Here is an 18,183-nt window from a genome sequence, read left to right on the forward strand (position 1 = left end):
CGTTTCGTGATATGTGGCGATAAAGATGTCTGGTGCTTTTGAATTTATCTTAGCGGGTATGTTAGTTGGTTTCTGTGTAGGGATTACAGGAGTTGGTGGTGGTTCATTAATGACACCAATTTTAATTAGTCTTTTTAAAATTGAACCGCATATCGCAATTGGTACCGACTTACTTTATGCCGCAATTTCAAAGTTCTGTGGATCAATGGTCCACGCTAGAAAACTCAATATTGTCTGGCCAATTGTTTTATGGTTAGCAGTAGGCAGTATTCCTGCATCTTTCGGAACCACATGGGTACTTGAGCATTATTTAAGTCAGTCAACACACTATAAGTCTGTGTTAACTATGGTGTTAGGTTTTATGCTGACTTTGACTGGTGTTTCTATCATTTTCCGCTCTCGTATTGAAAAATTCTTCAATCGTTTTAGAAGTAAAGAAGTCACTCAAACTGAGAATGAGCATTTAGCTATCCATAAAAAACGTAGCTTTATCGTAGTTATGGGTATCATCTTAGGTGTATTCGTAACACTTTCATCAGTCGGTGCTGGCGCATTTGGTATTATGGCACTCGTGATCATGTTCCCTAACTTGCCAATGATTCGAATTATTGGTTCAGATGTTGTACATGCGGTATTGCTCACTTTAGTGGCGGGCCTTGGGCACATGAGTGCTGGTAACGTCGACTTTACGCTTCTGATGTGGTTATTGGTGGGTTCGATTCCAGCAATTATTGTTGGTACGCTCATTAGTTCTCGCATGCCAGAACGTTTAATCCGAAAAATTTTAGGGATTACCCTATTTGCCCTCGGTGTTAACTTTATAGTTCACCCAGTCAAAGCAAAACCGAAAGCACCTGTGGTACAACAACAAGCTGTAGTTGCCGAAAAAACAAGCAACCCAGCTGAAAGATAGCAAAATCAATAAGATTTTTCCAAACCGAAATACCATGAGATGTAGGATTTTCATAATTATTTCATGGTATATTCAGTATACAAAACAACCTTTAGTATGATCGAACCAGTGACAGCAATGACTACACATTCAAATTCCGTTTCAAAGCCAGATATCGACGACGTTAATATTAAAAGCATTCAAACTCTTGTAACACCAGCTGAGCTTAAGTCAGAACTTCCTTTATCTGATGTTGCTTCACAAACTGTTCTAAAAGGTCGCGATACCATTCGTAATATTTTAGATGGTTCAGATAAGCGTTTGTTTGTCGTTATTGGTCCTTGCTCTATTCATGATCCAAAAGCTGCTCACGAATATGCCGATCGTTTAAAAGCATTAAGTGAAAAGGTTAAAGATTCATTGTATTTAGTTATGCGTGTTTATTTTGAAAAACCACGTACAACAATTGGTTGGAAAGGTCTAATTAATGACCCTGACATGAATGACTCTTTTAATATTGAAAAAGGTTTACGTATTGGCCGTAAGCTTTTGCTTGAATTAAATGAAAAAGGTTTACCATGTGCAACTGAAGCACTTGACCCGAACTCGCCGCAGTACTACCAAGACTTAATTTCTTGGTCTGCAATTGGTGCACGTACAACCGAAAGCCAAACTCACCGTGAAATGTCTTCTGGTCTATCATCACCAGTTGGTTTTAAAAATGGTACAGATGGCGGTTTAACTGTTGCAACCAATGCGATGCAGTCTGTTAAATATGGTCATAGCTTCTTAGGTCTTAATGAAGACGGACAAGTTTCGATTATTAATACAAGTGGTAACCCTTACGCACACGTAGTATTACGTGGTGGTAATGGTAAGCCAAATTACGATGCTGGCTCTGTTGAAGAAGCAGAAAATGCTTTAGCGAAAGCAAAAGTTAGCACAAAAATCATGATTGATGCGAGCCACGCAAACTCAAATAAAGACCCGTACTTACAACCACTTGTTCTTAAAAATATTACTGAACAAATTTTAGATGGTAATAAGTCAATTGTTGGTCTTATGGTTGAAAGTCATTTAAAAGGCGGCCGCCAAGATATTCCTGAGAATCTTTGTGATCTCGAATATGGTAAATCAGTGACTGATGGCTGTATTGACTGGGAAACGACTGAAAAAACATTACTTGAAATGCATGAGGCTTTAAAAGACGTTTTACCAAATCGTTAATACATCTTTTTAAGAAGATCAATTAAGCCCTCATTCTTGAGGGCTTTTTTTTCTTTGTCAGAATTTAACATCAAACTAAATAAAAATAACTCACCACAAAAGCAAAAAGTAGCACAGTTTCGCTAAGCTCAATCGCTGCCCCGACTGTATCACCTGTAATACCGCCAATTCTTTTAATAAACAGATGTCTTAAATAAACCAGACTGATTAAAAAGCCAATAACGGCGATGAGCCCTTGCCATTCCCAATATAAAGCCAATAACAAAACTATCGCAGCTATTATCCATGAGGCTGTTTTGGGTAAATGATCAGTCAATGAACGGCCTAAACCTTTTTCACGGACATATGGTGTAGTTAAAAACAAAATAGACGGCACAACACGACCAAGTACGGGAACAAAGACTAAAAATAACATTTGATGCTGTTCAATCAACACATAAATCAGTACAAACTTGAGCAAACAAATAATAACTAAACTTAGCACTCCAATTGGACCACAACTTGGATCTTTCATAATTTGTAGAGTGCGTAGTTTGTCTCCAAAACCGCCTATCCATGCATCTGCCGTATCTGCTAGCCCGTCTAGATGTAATCCCCCAGTTAGCCAAATCCATAAAGTCATTATGATGGCAGCAAGCAAAAGAACGGGTAATTTAACTAAAAGACACGAAGTAAGAAAAAGAACGCCACCAATAATCAGTCCAACCAGTGGATAAAACAAAATAGCTCGACCATTTTGTTGCGCCGTAGGCATTGTCTTTAGCTCAATAGGTAGAACAGTTAAAAATTGCAATGCAATCCAAAAAGGTGTCATATCCAAGTCTCTAACTGATCTATATTTGAAAACAAATTAGATTATGAAGAAATAAAAATGGGAATAGCAATCCCTATTCCCATTAAAGACTTCAAAAACTGAAAATCTATTGCATTTGATAGCACTGTTTCAATTTAATGTAGTCGTAGTAAAAACTAGTTGGTGTATAACGTGCATAGTTACATGCAGATTTGAACAAAGTTTCTTTTTCGTTATAAAGCACTTTTACCAAAGTATTGCCTTGGCTATTTTGGTAAATATCCCATTGGACATTTGCTGCCATAGGTGAAACTACTTCACCACGCCATGAGCTAGTAGAATAATTATAAGTCTGACGTAGTGGTAAAGGCCGCATCATATTATGTAAATCTAGGCTGGTTGCCAAAGGAATAATAATTTCAGCATGGGCAAACCGTAAAACTGCTTTGTAAGGCTGGGCTTTATTCACCACGGCGTCAACTTGTTGGAACAGGTCCTGTTTAAGTCCTTGAGCAATTTCACTTGTGACTTGATTTGACTCTGTAAAACTTGGACCTTTTTCGTAAAAATCATTTGCATCATTAAATTCAGCGTAGAATTTTGCAGCATCTAACGGCATATATTTATCAAAATCGATACCTTTTAACTCATCTTTCATACCACCAGAAATTGAATAGAGCTCATAAATATAAGCTGCTGCATCAACTGCACTCGCAATTGTATTTTTACCCTTACCTTTTTCTGTAATTTGCTCACCTTTTGGTGAAGTTACCGTAAAGGATCCGGTATTGCTAAAGCTATAACCTGTTGTGCCCAGCTTTTTAATAAAGTCTGCTTTAAAAATCGGATTAAGTACAGTTTGGGCAGTTTTTTCAGCTTCTGTATTTTTTGATAACTCATCTAACTTTTGGGCTAAATCTTTATTATTTTCTTCAAAATCTTGATAGGCCTGACTAGCATCATAAATTTTTTGTTGGCTAGGACTAAGTGGTTGAGTCAAGTCTTCATCTGCATTCAAACTATGAAAATAAAGTTTAAAACGATCAACGCCACCATCTTCAACAGTTGGAACGCTTGCACTCGATAAATTGGTATAAGATGTTGGCACAATTTTATCTTTAAGTTGCGGTTGTTGTTTAATGAGTTCAGCAGTGAAGAATTTAGCACTATCTACTGCACGATCTACCCCAGAACTTTGTACTAATATAGATGCTTGCGAATTTAAAAGACTTGGTAAGCGTTGTAATAAACGATCTGCAATGCCACGGTGTTCTAAAATACCAGTCATGGTTTCATTTCCATAACCGTACTGGCGAATTCCTTCTACGCCATAGCCTAATAAGATATTGGCTTTCATCATTGCTTCTAAATCAGCGCCTAATTGTTCACCTAATGGTGTTAAGGCATTTTCTGCTTTTGCCTGTTTCCATAAATTATAAAGTGCCAAATCATATTTTAGACTTGAAAGACCTCTTGAACCGTGACGTGCCACTAATTCTGTAAAAACTGGCTGGAACCCATTGGGTGCTGTTTCATAGTTTTTTATTTCTTGTTGTGGTTGGTAAGGTGTTTTGGTTTGATAATATTTTGATGAGTTTGTTGGGGCAGTTGTTTGATCATCATTATTGTTACAAGCCACAAGTAATAATGATGCTGCAAGCACAGTCGTTTTAAATAAAATATTCATAAGTCAGATGAGTAATTAATAAGAAATGCCAATAGCTTAATTTTTAGCAATGACAGTTCTATTACAAATACTCAAATATCTTTATAAAAATAATAACTTACATGTGTATCGAAATATAAGGTTGCTATCTCAACATGAAAGTTAATTGACCATCTGTTTCAGAAAATTCGAATGAATATAATTTCCCAAGCTCTGCTGGCATTTTCAGTAAATCATCTAAAGGTTGTTGCTTGGCTAAACAAGCCAATAGCTTAATCACACCACCGTGGGTAACAACCAGTCCATGTTGCCAGTTTTGGTTTTGCATCTGTACAAGTAGTTCCTGAAAGCCTTTAAGAACCCTTGTTTGAAACTGCATTAATGTTTCTGCACGCGGTGGACAATATTGACTCGGTTTTTCCCAAAAATTTGCCAGTAATTCTGGTGAGGTTTCATAAATTTGCTGAGTTGAGATACCTTCCCACTCACCAAAATACATTTCTTTTAAGTCGTGGTTTAAAAGTAAAGGTAACTGAGTTGTCCTTGCAAATTGCTCAGCAAAACAAGCACAACGTTTTAGTGAAGAACTTATAATGACATCCCATGACTGATTTGAAACTTGCTCAATGGTTGACTGCATTTGCTGCCAACCTTTTTCCGTTAACTCATCATCTAAATGGCCACGTAAAGTATGGCTATATTGGCTCTCGCCATGTCTGAGCAAATCAATCCTGAATTTACCCAATTTTATCCCCGCTTACAGCAGCTTGAGCAAAGGTAGCCATTTGGTTGTGTAATACACATGCCATTTTAACTAATGATAAGGCAGTACCCGCACCACTGCCTTCACCTAACCGTAAATTCATTTTTAAAATCGGCTCTGCATTGAGTTCTTGTAATATACGGCGATGACCATACTCTGCCGATTGATGGCCAAATAACATCCAGTCACGTACTTTAGGGTTCATTCGTACCGCACATAAAGCAGCTACTGAACTAATAAAACCATCGACAATGATAGGTAAGCCCATCTGTGCACATCGAATATAAGCACCTACAATTGCCGCAATTTCCAATCCACCAACTGCACACAATGTTTTGAACGCATCACCCGTAACATGTTTATGATGAAGCTCGATTGCTTGTTCAATTACTTCAATTTTATGTCTTAACTGATCGGCACCAATTCCTGTCCCTACTCCAGTTAATTGCTCCGCAGTATCATTTAATAAAAGACATGCTAAGGCAGAAGCAGAACAGGTATTTCCAATTCCCATTTCACCCGCAATATAAATATCTGAACCGTTGGCTTTAGCCGTGTCTACACTATTTTTACCTAAATCTAGAGCAGCACGACATTCTTCAGTATTCATTGCAGCTTGTTTGGCAAAATTTGCCGTACCAGCACGGATACAATGACGTTCAACGCCTGCGTATTCGTACGCTTCACCTACGGTACCGCAATCAATTACTTGCAAATGAGCTTGATGATATTTGGCAATGACACTAATTGCTGCCCCACCCGTCGTGAAGTTTTGCAGCATTTGACGGGTTACGGCTTGAGGATATGCAGAAATATTTTCTTCCACCACGCCATGATCGCCCGCAAAAATCGTAATCCATGGATGGTTAACTTGTGGATGTGCATTTGACTGTAAACTGGCAAGTTTAACTGCTATCAGTTCTAAATCACCTAAGGCACCAGTAGGTTTTGTGAGTTGGAGTTGATGTTGCTCTGCTTGTTGTTTTGCATCCAAATTAGGTTGCTGTACAGATTCTAACCACCAGTTCATTTTACTTCTCACCTTTTAAAATCATTGGAAAACCAGCTACACAAAACACAACCTTATCTGCAATTTGCCCTAGAGCTTGATGTAGTCTGCCTGCTTCATCTACAAATCGTCGACTTATCTCACCGAGTGGCACAACGCCTAAACCCGTTTCATTACTTACTAAAATAACTTCTGACTCAAGCGTAGGTAAAACTTTTAGCAGCTGCTCACACTCAAATTGTTGAACACTTTGATCATCTAAAAGTAACAAATTGGTTAGCCAAAGCGTTAAACAATCCACCAAAATAATTTGATTAGGACTATCAATTTTTTGTAGAGCATTTGCTAAATATAATGGTTCTTCGACCAAAGACCAATGAGCAGGACGCTGATTTTGATGGTGTTCAATTCGGCTTTGCATTTCTGGGTCAAGTGCTTGCGCCGTAGCAACATAAGTGACAGCTAATTGCGTATTTATTGCTGTTTGTTCAGCGAGACGGCTTTTGCCAGAACGGGCTCCACCCAAAATCAGTTGTAACATGAATCACCTAAGAACAAATGCTGAGATGGATATAACTTACCCTGTAAAGTTTGAGCCTGATAATAACCAAACGTTAAATGCTTAACTTTAAGACTAAATTCAGCGTGTTTGTATTGTACAGGCAATTGAGAAATTTTTTGCAAAATCAAATCACTACTATAGTCTTTTTTATACAACCCCAATGTAATGTGCGGACAATATTCTAAAGCCGCAATTTCGTTAGAAACTAAACCTAACTTTTGGCGTATTTGAGATAAAATATTTTCGGTGTCTTGGATTTGAACAAATAAAGCGCTACTAAAGCTATCAACAGAACCAATTTTTAGTTGAAACGGAGCAAAATCTTCTTTTTTTAAGATTTTTCTTTGCTGCTCAAATTCACTCAAACTAAAGTCATCACTATAGGTTCTGGTTTCGTGATTTAAAAATCCACATATAAACAGCGTGATATGATATTGACGGTTATTGGGTTCTAATAAAAATTCTGAAAAATGCGCGCGCAAAGCATCTAAATAATCAACTATTTTTTGATCATTAATTTCTAAATACCATAAAGCATAATTTTGGCGCCCAAGATGCCATTCGGGATAATCCCGTATAGATGTTGGCACCATGAACGTCGAAGGTTTTAGCAGCACAGCTTTAATTCAAAATCATTCAATTTTTGTATTAAAGCATGGTTGCCTTTTAAATGTAGAGTACTAATTCATTAAACGAACTTAAGCATATTGAGTACGCGTACTTTTGGAGTTGGTAATATTCATATTTAAAGGCTGTTTGCCTTGTTCAGAAAATAAATATTGAACTAATTGCGTTAACTCAACTTCAAGTTGTCTTTTTTGGGAAGCACTCATATCCAATTTCTGAATTTGCTGCTGTAAATGTTTCATCGCATCAGCCTCTTCAATTTCTAAATATTGAATCGCATAGGCATACCCTAGCGCAGCGCCTTTTAATAGATTTTTATAGGGCAAATCATGACCGATATTCACCTCAATTGACGCAATTACTCTTTCATTATGAGTTAATTTACGAAGTGGATCTCTTGCAACTCGTTGACAAGGGTCTTTAAAAGCATATTCACATGAGTCTAGAAAGCTTTGTGCCATGCGATCCAGATCTTTTGCATAGTTAGGTAATACAATTGCAAGCCCTTGCTTTACTTCTCTAATTAAGTTTTCTGCAAATGCTTTAACTGAATGATCACCCATGGCAACACCAATAGACTCATAACCTAGTAAAGATGCGTACCAAGCAAGCATGGCATGCACGCCATTCCATAATCGGTTTTTGATTAATTGAATGTCTGTAATCTGATTAACCAAGACAACTTGACGTAACTTTTCGAGTAAAGGGCTGCCTTTTTCTACATAAATTGGCATATCCGTTTCGCTATGAAACAGAATTAGGTCCATGCTTTGTAATATATGACCTGGCTGGAAATTACGGCGCATGTTATCAACATATAAAGATGCTTGATTTTGCTGGCCTTGGGTCAGTTTATTGCAATCTTCAATTTCGACTTGTTCTTCATGCTCCACATCAGATAAATGCTGTTCAAGAAAGTGATGCTTAATACGAAGTTGACGATATAAATTTTGATTAGATAGTTTTGAAACCATGCGGTTTACAACGGTGTCGCAAAAGTAATGTTCTTTTAAAATATGCTCCGTCACGTCTTCATCATTAGTTAACTCTAGTAGAGCTTCTCTAAGATGCTTCATAACCAAATATTTCGCACCGACTTTATTTAAAATAATCAGAAAGGTTAACGGTTCAATACATGTTTCAAGTGGCGAGTTAAAACGAGCATATAATCCTTTTGCTATCATTTTCGACTCAGCTTCGATCGCTTGTTCAGGTAAGCAAAGTGCAATCAAACTTGAATGTGTATACATCTCTAGCATTTGTTGCTCATTGTCAGAATCAACAATGGTCATATTCTCAATACGTTCATCATAAGAAAATTGACCATAGCGAATACTATAAGTTCCAAATGCATTCACAGCTTCGCGGAAAAGACTATTTCGTGTAGAAGCAATAATTCTCTTCGGTTTTGTGTATCCATCCCAATGCGACAAGATTTGTGCTACATAACCACCGCCAATAGCACCGAAACCATGTATTCCTACCGTAAGCTGATTTAGACTTTGAGGAAAAGGTTCTTGTACTTGTGGCATATCCATAACAGGAATAAATTGGTCGAGATCTGTTAAGAAGTCATACATCTGATCATAATAAAAATGCGCTTTTTCCAGCATTTCATCATTTGGTTCTTTAATATCTTTTAATAAAATCGTCAAACCTTTTGAAGTGTGAGCCGAAGTTAAACCATTTTCAGAATCTTCAAACATAAGACACTGGTTAGCATCCAAGTGAAGTTGACTAGCAGCTTTTAAAAAGATCTCAGGATGCGGCTTTCCTTGTTCTACTTCATCACCACAGGTAATCACATCAAAAAACTTATAAACATTCGCATTAATTAAATATTCTTCGGCAATTGCTCTACGGCTTGAAGTCGCAACAGCCATTCTTAAACCAGATTTTCGTAAACGTTCTAAAACTTGAACCAAACCTTTTTTAATCGGTACGCCGTGTTTTCGAATATATTCGAGTTCCATCTCATCGGCTCTTTTTCGTATTTCTTTATAGGGAACATTTACGCCATATAAACGTTGAGCCAATTGTTCAGCAGTAGTTGCACTTAAACCTAAACATTGCATTAAATATTCGTGTGAAAATTCCTGTCCAATGAGTTCTTGAGATGCTTGTTGCAATGTTTGAAACCGTAACCTCTCAGTATCAAACATTGTCCCATCCATATCAAAAATTGCTCCATGAACAGGTTTTCCATGAAAAATAAGCACGCTTTTACCTCTTTTTTTGATCATGTTTTATTCAGGGTATACAAAAAATTGGTTAAAAAGGCAGGATATTAATAAATGAAACATTAGTGGTTATTTTTTAATCAAAAATATAAGAGATCTGTTACTGAGCAGAGTTAAAACTCTAAAAAGGTTGAACAATATAAATAAGTATGAAGCTAACTGTAAATGCAAGAACGGCAAGCCATCCTCGCTTGCCGCTCTTGATTTATTCTTTTTGTTGCGCTGATCGTATTTATTTTTCTTAGTTCCATTTACCGCTACTTGAACCCGCATATTTTTATAATGTCTCGCAGGTGTCACATACCAGAAATCAACTCACCTTTCGCTATCCTCATTGTTGGTGCTTCTGGTATAACTCTAAAATTCATAAGAAATGAGCATGAACTAATAGAATATAAGATTGATATTACAATCAATTTCTTTGCTCCTTCATAGGAAATGGCTACACCGCCATTAAAAATAATGATAATCATTTTCATTTAATAGTTCAAGCTTTTTTTATTATTTGTTCTTCTATTCTTTTTTGAAAAAAAGTTCTACAACAAGTAATACCTCTCAACAAAGTATTTTCTAAATGTAGCTAGAAAAACGATTGGTTCTTAAACTATGTTTCTAAACCATTATTATTGATCAAGTACATCAACAAATTGGGCATTTAAAAGCTGAGCTAAATCTTTTGGATTTAAACCAATATCCAGCCCTCTTTTTCCACCACTTACATAAATTTTTCGAAAGTTTTGAGCTGATGCATCAATGACAGTTTTTAATCGTTTCTTTTGGCCTAAAGGACTAATCCCTCCTACTAAATATCCTGTTAAACGTTCGGCATCTTTAGGATTAGCCATCTGTAATTTTTTACATCCAAACGCCGTAGCTACTTTTTTTAAATTTAATTGGTGATTAACTGGCAAGACAGCAACGAAATAATTTTTATCGTCACTTACCATTAGAGTTTTAAATACTTCGTTTACATCTAAATCTAATTTTTCGGCTGCTTCTAATCCAAAACTTTTGGCATTTGAATCATGTTCATATTCATGAATAGAAAATTCGATTTTATTACTTTTTAACAATCTACATGCAGGAGTCATGATAAGTGGTGTTATAGATGAAATTATTTCGATTATAGTTTTTTTAGAAAAATTTTTAAATTTGCTTAGGCTATTTACAAGAGTTACATAAAAATTCAAACAGCAACTGAAGAAAAAATAATCTCAACTTGATATTCGTTGCCCGACTCCATATATTTTATTTAGATTTGAAGTCTGAGCTGACAATTTTATGAGTTATAAACACAACAATCTGATGGCGATGCGTCACCGTTTTTGGGATGAATCTTCAGATTCTGTATTAAATGAAAAACAGTTTTTGCAGCAGACGCTAATTGAACAAGGGATTTTTAATAACGCAACTCTTGATGATGTTAAGTATTTCTTTTATACCCTGCCGAGCATCATTATTGTAAAAGCGCACGCACTTGGTTTTATGCATGATTCAGTCAAACAGATGTTATTGCAACATATTCAGACTAATCGCCTTCATTTGATGCAGAAATCTGAATTAAAGATTCAATTTAAAATGTAATCCGTTTTGTTATCAAAGATCCGTTTTATTTTAGTTTTACTTATCTGAAAGATGTTAATTTCTTAAATTTCCATATTGCTTAGGCTATTTGTGTATTAATGAAATAAAGATGGTAATTTCGACCTATCATTCAGTCTGAGAGAACTATTTTAATACGCTCAAAACATGTAATATTCGTTACAATTTTAGATCACAGCGTTTGGCTGCATGATGCGCATAGGATTCTATTTTCATGTCAAATCAGAAAGATAAGCTTAAGAGTTTAAAAACTTCTTCCATGGATCGACGCTTATCAATCGCGAAAGCTTCTTTACTTGCAGGAACACGTTGGGCAACTGCAAGTGCTTCTTCTATTTTTTCTAATGAAGAAGAAAAAGAAAAGAAACGCAAAAAAGCGATGAGCGAACAAGCTAACTATCTGGTTTCTGAAATAGGTAAACTTAAGGGTTCTATTGTTAAAATTGGCCAAATGATGGCTCTTTATGGTGAACACTTTTTACCAGAAGAGATTACACAAGCATTAAATACCCTAAATAACCAAACCGTTGCCTTAGATTGGCCTGCAATTAAGCCACATCTACAAGAGCAATTGGGCGCTAAATTAAATGATTTAACGATTGATCATGAGCCAATTGGCACCGCCTCTCTCGCACAAGTGCACCGTGCAACACGTAAATCAGATGGCTTGGAATTAGTTCTAAAAATTCAATATCCTGGCGTTGCAAATGCAATTGATTCAGATATGAGCTTGTTTAAAAACATGCTTAAACTGACACGTATGGTGCCACAAACTCGTGAATTCGATCAGTGGTTTGATGAAGTACGTGAAATGATGCATCGCGAAGTTGACTATGATGTTGAAGCTGCCACTACCCGTCGCTTCAGTGAACGCTTAAAAGATGACGAGCGTTATATTGTTCCGACAATTGTAGATGAATACTGCACCAATCAAGTACTTTGCATGACTTTCGAACGCGGTGTTCCAATCAACAGCCCTGTGATGTTGTCTTTACCTCAAGAGCGTCGTAATCAGCTTGGTGAAGCTTCACTCGAAATTGCAGTTCGTGAAATTTTTGAATGGGGCGAAATGCAAACCGACCCTAACTTTGGTAATTACCTTGTTCGTTTAGGTAATGGCCAAGATGTTCAAGATAAGATTGTATTATTAGATTTTGGTGCTATCCGTCAGTTTGATGAACACTTGTTATCAGTTGCACGTAATTTAATTCAGGCTGGTTATCAGCATGATAAAAATGCGATGGTCCAAGCAATGACTGGATATGAGTTTTTTGAGGCAATGCCTGAAAGTATTAAACCCGGTATGGCCGATGTCTTTTTAATCGCGACAGAAGCGTTTAGTACCCCTGCAAATAATCCAGACATGCCAGCTGGCCTTATGGATGAACATGAACGCTATGACTGGAAGAAAAGTCAGTTACATAGCCGTGTTATGCAGCAAGCAAGTAAATCGATGGCATCACGTTATTTCTCAGTTCCTCCAAAAGAATTTATGTTTATTAGCCGTAAGTTTATTGGGGCCTATACATTTATGACGGTTATTGATGCAAAAACAAATGTGCGACGTATGATTCGTAACTTTGCTTAATTTAATAAAGGACTAGAATGATTCCATGTCATTCTAGTCAATACCGCTCAACGCCCCCAATAATTAAATAATTTTAAACACATAAAATCAAAAACTTATAATTTTATTATTTTCTATTTGCCATTTATCTACTCATTTTTCGAATGTCAGTAACGACATAGTTTTTTAATATGAGGCGTGTCAGCATAAAACAATAACAACGTGTTAGGACACCATAATCATGACAAGTATGATCAATAAAGCTCAGGGTTTGGGTTTATCGCTGATCACCAGATTGGCTGGAAGCGATGTACTTGATCAACTCAAGTTGCGTAAATTTGTTGAAAAATCTCTTTATCAAGGTTCAAAAGCTGGTTTTAAAGCATTAAGCCAGACTCAAAAAGCATTTAAACCAAAACAGATCTCCCAACAGCGATTACCTCGCCAACAAAAAAATCTATTTGATTTAAGCCTAACTGAAGAACAACAAATGACCTCTGATGCAATGTCTCAATTTGCTCAAGAGGTTTTATTAGGATTAGCACATGAAGCTGACCAGAATGCTCAGTTTCCAGAAAGCCTTTGGCAATATGTGGAAGATCTAGGTCTTAATTACTATGCACTTCCAGAGGCATTAGGTGGTGTCGCGGCCGAACAAAATATTGTAAGTAATCTATTAATAGCTGAAAAACTAGCTGAAGGTGATTTTAGCCTTACAGCAGGATTACTCAGTACATTTAGCGTCATTAATGCAATCACACGCTGGGGTTCTGCTGAAGTTCAGTCACTGTACCTTCCATGTTTTGCAGAAGACTCAGACATTACAGCAACCTTTGCAGTTCAAGAAGTAACTCCGGCATTTAATCCTTATGCTTTAAAAACCAAAGCATCACTCGAAAATGATCAATTTTTTATTGATGGCGAAAAAACATTAGTGATTTTAGGTGATTTAGCTGATGTATTTTTAGTAAGTGCAGACTTTAACGGCAAGCCAGACGTATTTGTCGTGCAATGCGGTGACACAATTTCAATTAAAAATACTCCGGCCATGGGTCTTAAAGCCACAGAAACCGCAACTCTTCACTTTAATCACACTCCTGCTCTACGCTTAGGTGCAACAGACTTTGATTACACAGCTTTCTTAGATTTGGGCAATTTAATGTGGTGTGCAATGGCTGTAGGTACATGTGAAGCTGTAAAAGCTTATTGTATTAAATATGCCAATGAACGAACTGCATTCGGTGAACCAATTTCTCATCGCCAAAGTGTCGCTTTCATGATTGCAAATATGGCAATTGAAATTGATGCAATGCGTATGTTGATTTTAAACGCAGCAAGCCTTGCAGAGTCAGGCAAGCCATTTCACCGTGAAGCTTATCTAGCCCAACTACTTTGTGCTGAAAAATCGATGAAAATCGGTACAGATGGAGTGCAAATTCTTGGTGGACATGGTTTCACAAAAGAACATCCCGTTGAACGCTGGTACCGTGATTTACGGGCTACTGCAATTTTACAATCTGGCTTACATGCTTAAATGATCAATCAGAGGATACTTTAATGAATTTACAAAATCCTAAAAAATTCAAAATGATGATTGATCAGGCACACGATGTTGCGATCAATGTTCTACGCCCTATTTCTCGTAAATATGATAAAGCTGAGCATGCATATCCAAAAGAGCTAGATATGCTCGCCTCTCTGATTGATGGCATGAATGAAGGTGGCGAAGGTATTAATGCTGGAGCTGCAGGGGCTGGAAAGCGCGGTGATACAGACAGTGAGGGTATTCGTAACGGAACCAACATGTCGACCGCTCTTGGAATTATTGAGATGTGTTATGGCGATACTGGCTTATTGCTAAGTATGCCACGTCAGGGGCTTGGGAACTCAGCAATTGCTGCTGTGGCAAATGATGAGCAATTAGAGCGGTTCAAAGGAACATGGGCGGCAATGGCAATTACTGAGCCAGGATGCGGCTCTGACTCTGCTGCTATCCGAACCACTGCAACCAAAGATGGCAATGACTATATTTTAAATGGTGAAAAGATTTTTGTGACCTCTGGCGAACGTGCAGATTCTGTCGTCGTTTGGGCCACGCTTGATCGTAAACTTGGACGTGCAGCAATTAAATCATTTGTGGTACCAAAAGGTACGCCTGGAATGAAAGTTGAACGTCTCGAACATAAATTAGGAATTAAAGCTTCAGATACAGCAGTGATTAGTTTTATTGATTGCCGCGTACCAGCCGAAAACCTTTTAGGTAATGCCGAAGTAGACGTCGCTAAAGGTTTTGCTGGAGTAATGGAAACTTTTGACAACACTCGTCCTCTAGTCGCGGCAATGGCAATTGGTTGTGCTAAAGCTTCACTCGAACGTATCAAAGAGATTTTTAAAGACCAACTCGACCCTAACTATTCTACCCCTTACCTGCATGCTTCTAATCTTGCAGCGCAAATTTACCGTATGGAAGCTGAGTGGGAAGCTGCTCGCCTACTCATGTTAAAAGCAACGTGGATGGCAGATAACAAAAAGCCAAACTCTAAAGAAGCTTCTATTGCGAAAGCGAAAGCTGGTCGTGTAGGTAACGAGATTACTTTAAAATGTGTCGAACTGGCTGCAAGCGTTGGCTATAACGAAGATGAGTTACTTGAGAAATGGGCACGCGACTCAAAAATTCTCGATATCTTTGAAGGTACTCAGCAAATCCAGCAGTTGATTATTGCACGCCGAGAACTGGGTAAATCTTCTAGTGAACTAAAATAATAATTAAGGGAAATTTTTTCCTTCTTTTATTAGCTTTATGTCAAAAACTAAAAAGCCCTCTAGCGATTAAACTAAAGGGCTTCATATTTCAGGAATTAATATTTTTATTTATTCAGTTGCACTCTCTAACGCTTTATCAACTACACCAAATTTCTTAAAGATTTTTGCACGTCGTTTTGGTGAAATATTTGCTTTGTTTAAATCACCTTTATAGTGATCAAAAACTCGCTTATCCATTATTTTAGACCATAATGAAGGAATTAATGCTGGTAGTAGCATACTTGCGTAACCGCTTGGTAGCTCTGGTGCTTCATCAAAATGACGTAATGCTTGGAATGGACGAGTCGGATAAGCATGATGGTCTGAATGACGCTGCAACTGGTACAAGAACAAGTTTGTTACTACGTTATTATTGTTCCAGCTATGCTCTGGCATTGTACGCTCATATTGACCATTTTCTTTTTTCTGACGTAATAAACCATAATGCTCAATATAGTTAATAATTTCAAAAAGACTAATGCCATAAAATGCTTGTGTTGCTAAATATGGAATTGTACTTTTGCCAAAGATTCCAACCATAGAGCCATGAAAAGCAGCAGTCATTCCCCAGCCTTGTAATAATTCATTATCTGAAGACCAGAATTCTTTACCTTTACGTTTTAAACGACTTTTTTCAATTTCTATTGCCGATTTAAAAGAACCAATAACAGTACGTGGCCAGAACTCATAGAAGGTTTCACCCATACGTGAAGAAGCTGGATCTTCTGGTGTTGCTGCACGCTTATGATGACCGTAAGGATGCTCAATACGGAAATGATTATAGCCAGTTGGAACTAAAGCAAGATGAGACAAAATATGATCTATACGATCAGGCTTATGACTTAACTCATGGGCTGTATTAATCGCAATACCATTGATTGCCCCCATTGAAATACCAAGTAAAACCTTATCAATAAATGATGTCGTTTTACGACTTGTTAAATAACATGCATAAACATTTGCAGCATACTGTAGAGGAATAAAGCTCTTCACAAGACGCGAGTAATATGGATCTTTTTCTAAAAGCTTAATTTCTTCATCTGTCGGATTTCGAGCATCTTTCCCAATAATAGTATCAATTGCAGGAATCACGACATGTAATAAAAGTGGACCACCTAATGCGAAGACTTTCTTCAAAGGACGTGGACCAAACTGATAACCAGCTAAAATACCCAAACCGATAGCAGGTAAAGCAGGACTAATCATCCATAAAAAGCGTTTGCGATCTATTTCACGCATAGACGCAGGCACTGGCATAAGTTCTTGCTGAACATTTACTGGTGCATTCATAGCTATATTTCCTTTTTCTATATGTCTATATAGTTAAAGAAATAGTGTTTAGTTAACAGTAGTAACCGTCCAAAAAACCTATGTTAAAGTCTTTGGCATTTTCTTCCACTTTTCTGTCCTAAAAACACATGTTGATGTATTCTTGTAGCTCACTATAATTTTATTAAAATAATGATTGATCATTTAAATATGGATGCACTAAGTAAATTTTTTGATGATATTCACCTTAATAAGTCTGAATACATCTATTTAAAAGCGCAAGGAGAATGGGCTTTTAAAACACAAGATCAATCTGCTCTACTTGCTTATATTGTTTTAACTGGTTCAGTATATATTCAACTTAACGCTTCAGAAAAAATAACTGCGACTGCTGGCGATATTATTTTAATTCCTTCGGGGAAAGCACATAGTGCAACTGATTCAAAATCAACAGCGAGTAAGTTGGTAGATTATTTGGATATCACTTCGCTTTTTAATGGTCATAGACAAGACGCTATCGAATTTGGTACTTCATCTCCCGATAATACATTATTGCTATGTTTACGCTGCCAAATCGATACTCATATGGCTGGGCCACTCATTAATGCCCTGCCATCCATTATGCATATTCAACATGAGAATCAAACCAATCCACCTGAATGGCTACAAATTGGACTTTATTTTCTAGCAATCGAAACTCAAAAAATCAGGCCGGGTCATGACAAAATTATTGATCATTTAGTCAGTATTTTGCTCATTGAATGCATTCGTGATCATATCCAACAGATGACGGATCAACAAAACTGGTTAAGCGCCTTAACTCATCCCAAACTGAGCAATGCATTATCAGCTATTCATAGCCAACCTGAAGTCACATGGACAGTTGAATCTTTAGCTGAACAATGCTGTATGTCACGTTCTAAATTTGCAAACTTATTTAGCAGTATTATTGGTGAACCACCTCTAACTTATTTACAGCATTATCGTTTTCGTTTAGCCAGTCAGTATTTACGCACAAGTAACTTATCAATTCAGCAAATATCCAATAAGGTTGGCTATTCATCTGAAACAGCATTTAGTCAGGCGTTTAAACGAATTTTTGATTTATCTCCTAAACAATATAGACAGCAATATATTGGACACAGCTTAGATTAACTACCAATA

At 37.0% G+C, this 18,183-nt stretch carries 16 protein-coding genes; 7 read left to right on the plus strand and 9 right to left on the minus strand.

The window, feature by feature from the left end:
* Nucleotides 1-25 precede the first annotated feature (25 nt).
* Together FY048_RS05905 and FY048_RS05910 are read left to right on the plus strand one after the other, a co-directional pair.
* Nucleotides 26-913, plus strand: coding sequence for a sulfite exporter TauE/SafE family protein (locus FY048_RS05905; protein WP_446090504.1), 888 nt, complete (start codon nt 26-28; stop codon nt 911-913).
* 96 nt (nt 914-1,009) lie between these two features.
* Nucleotides 1,010-2,119 carry a 3-deoxy-7-phosphoheptulonate synthase gene (locus FY048_RS05910; RefSeq protein ID WP_013198033.1) on the plus strand — a complete coding sequence of 370 codons (1,110 nt, stop codon included), beginning with the start codon at nt 1,010-1,012 and terminating at the stop codon, nt 2,117-2,119.
* A 70-nt stretch (nt 2,120-2,189) separates the two neighbouring features.
* On the opposite strand, the gene FY048_RS05915 is transcribed toward FY048_RS05910, so the two are convergent.
* From FY048_RS05915 to ybaK, 8 genes are all read right to left on the minus strand, one after another.
* Entirely contained in the window at nt 2,190-2,933 is a 744-nt protein-coding gene (locus FY048_RS05915; RefSeq protein WP_446090505.1) for an adenosylcobinamide-GDP ribazoletransferase, read from the minus strand.
* Between the two features lie 106 nt (nt 2,934-3,039).
* Entirely contained in the window at nt 3,040-4,599 is a 1,560-nt protein-coding gene (locus FY048_RS05920) for a histidine-type phosphatase (protein WP_446090506.1), read from the minus strand.
* 124 nt (nt 4,600-4,723) lie between these two features.
* Nucleotides 4,724-5,323, minus strand: coding sequence for a histidine phosphatase family protein (locus tag FY048_RS05925; protein WP_446090507.1), 600 nt, complete (start codon nt 5,321-5,323; stop codon nt 4,724-4,726).
* Nucleotides 5,316-6,371 (minus strand): nicotinate-nucleotide--dimethylbenzimidazole phosphoribosyltransferase, encoded by a 1,056-nt coding sequence (gene cobT, locus FY048_RS05930; RefSeq protein WP_446090508.1) that lies wholly within the window; start codon nt 6,369-6,371, stop codon nt 5,316-5,318. The genes FY048_RS05925 and cobT overlap by 8 nt, the downstream gene beginning before the upstream one ends.
* Before the next feature lies 1 nt (nt 6,372).
* Entirely contained in the window at nt 6,373-6,891 is a 519-nt protein-coding gene (gene cobU, locus FY048_RS05935; RefSeq protein ID WP_446090509.1) for a bifunctional adenosylcobinamide kinase/adenosylcobinamide-phosphate guanylyltransferase, read from the minus strand.
* Nucleotides 6,879-7,505 carry a 2'-5' RNA ligase family protein gene (locus tag FY048_RS05940; protein ID WP_446090727.1) on the minus strand — a complete coding sequence of 209 codons (627 nt, stop codon included), beginning with the start codon at nt 7,503-7,505 and terminating at the stop codon, nt 6,879-6,881. The genes cobU and FY048_RS05940 overlap by 13 nt, the downstream gene beginning before the upstream one ends.
* Before the next feature lie 105 nt (nt 7,506-7,610).
* Nucleotides 7,611-9,758: a bifunctional mannitol-1-phosphate dehydrogenase/phosphatase gene (gene mtlD / locus FY048_RS05945; protein WP_446090510.1), complete on the minus strand. Its 2,148-nt coding sequence runs from the start codon at nt 9,756-9,758 to the stop codon at nt 7,611-7,613.
* A 644-nt stretch (nt 9,759-10,402) separates the two neighbouring features.
* The gene (ybaK, locus tag FY048_RS05950) at nt 10,403-10,870 is read right to left on the minus strand and encodes a Cys-tRNA(Pro) deacylase (protein ID WP_446090728.1); all 468 of its coding nucleotides are present in this window, start codon (nt 10,868-10,870) and stop codon (nt 10,403-10,405) included.
* A gap of 190 nt (nt 10,871-11,060) precedes the next feature.
* Between ybaK and FY048_RS05955 the strand changes: the two genes are divergently transcribed.
* From FY048_RS05955 to FY048_RS05970, 4 genes are all read left to right on the plus strand, one after another.
* Nucleotides 11,061-11,363: a hypothetical protein gene (locus tag FY048_RS05955; RefSeq protein ID WP_004792622.1), complete on the plus strand. Its 303-nt coding sequence runs from the start codon at nt 11,061-11,063 to the stop codon at nt 11,361-11,363.
* A 232-nt stretch (nt 11,364-11,595) separates the two neighbouring features.
* Nucleotides 11,596-12,969, plus strand: coding sequence for an ABC1 kinase family protein (locus FY048_RS05960; RefSeq protein WP_446090511.1), 1,374 nt, complete (start codon nt 11,596-11,598; stop codon nt 12,967-12,969).
* 229 nt (nt 12,970-13,198) lie between these two features.
* The gene (locus FY048_RS05965) at nt 13,199-14,482 is read left to right on the plus strand and encodes an acyl-CoA dehydrogenase family protein (protein ID WP_446090729.1); all 1,284 of its coding nucleotides are present in this window, start codon (nt 13,199-13,201) and stop codon (nt 14,480-14,482) included.
* Between the two features lie 23 nt (nt 14,483-14,505).
* On the plus strand, nt 14,506-15,711 hold the full coding sequence (locus FY048_RS05970; protein WP_446090512.1) for an acyl-CoA dehydrogenase family protein: 1,206 nt from the start codon (nt 14,506-14,508) through the stop codon (nt 15,709-15,711).
* Nucleotides 15,712-15,819: 108 nt separating this feature from the next.
* Here the strand turns inward: FY048_RS05970 and FY048_RS05975 are convergent, their stop codons facing one another.
* The gene (locus FY048_RS05975; protein WP_446090513.1) at nt 15,820-17,040 is read right to left on the minus strand and encodes an alkane 1-monooxygenase; all 1,221 of its coding nucleotides are present in this window, start codon (nt 17,038-17,040) and stop codon (nt 15,820-15,822) included.
* Between the two features lie 189 nt (nt 17,041-17,229).
* Between FY048_RS05975 and FY048_RS05980 the strand changes: the two genes are divergently transcribed.
* Nucleotides 17,230-18,174: an AraC family transcriptional regulator gene (locus FY048_RS05980; RefSeq protein WP_446090514.1), complete on the plus strand. Its 945-nt coding sequence runs from the start codon at nt 17,230-17,232 to the stop codon at nt 18,172-18,174.
* Nucleotides 18,175-18,183: the final 9 nt, after the last annotated feature.

The sequence above is a fragment of the Acinetobacter sp. 1124_18A genome, from assembly GCF_052824995.1.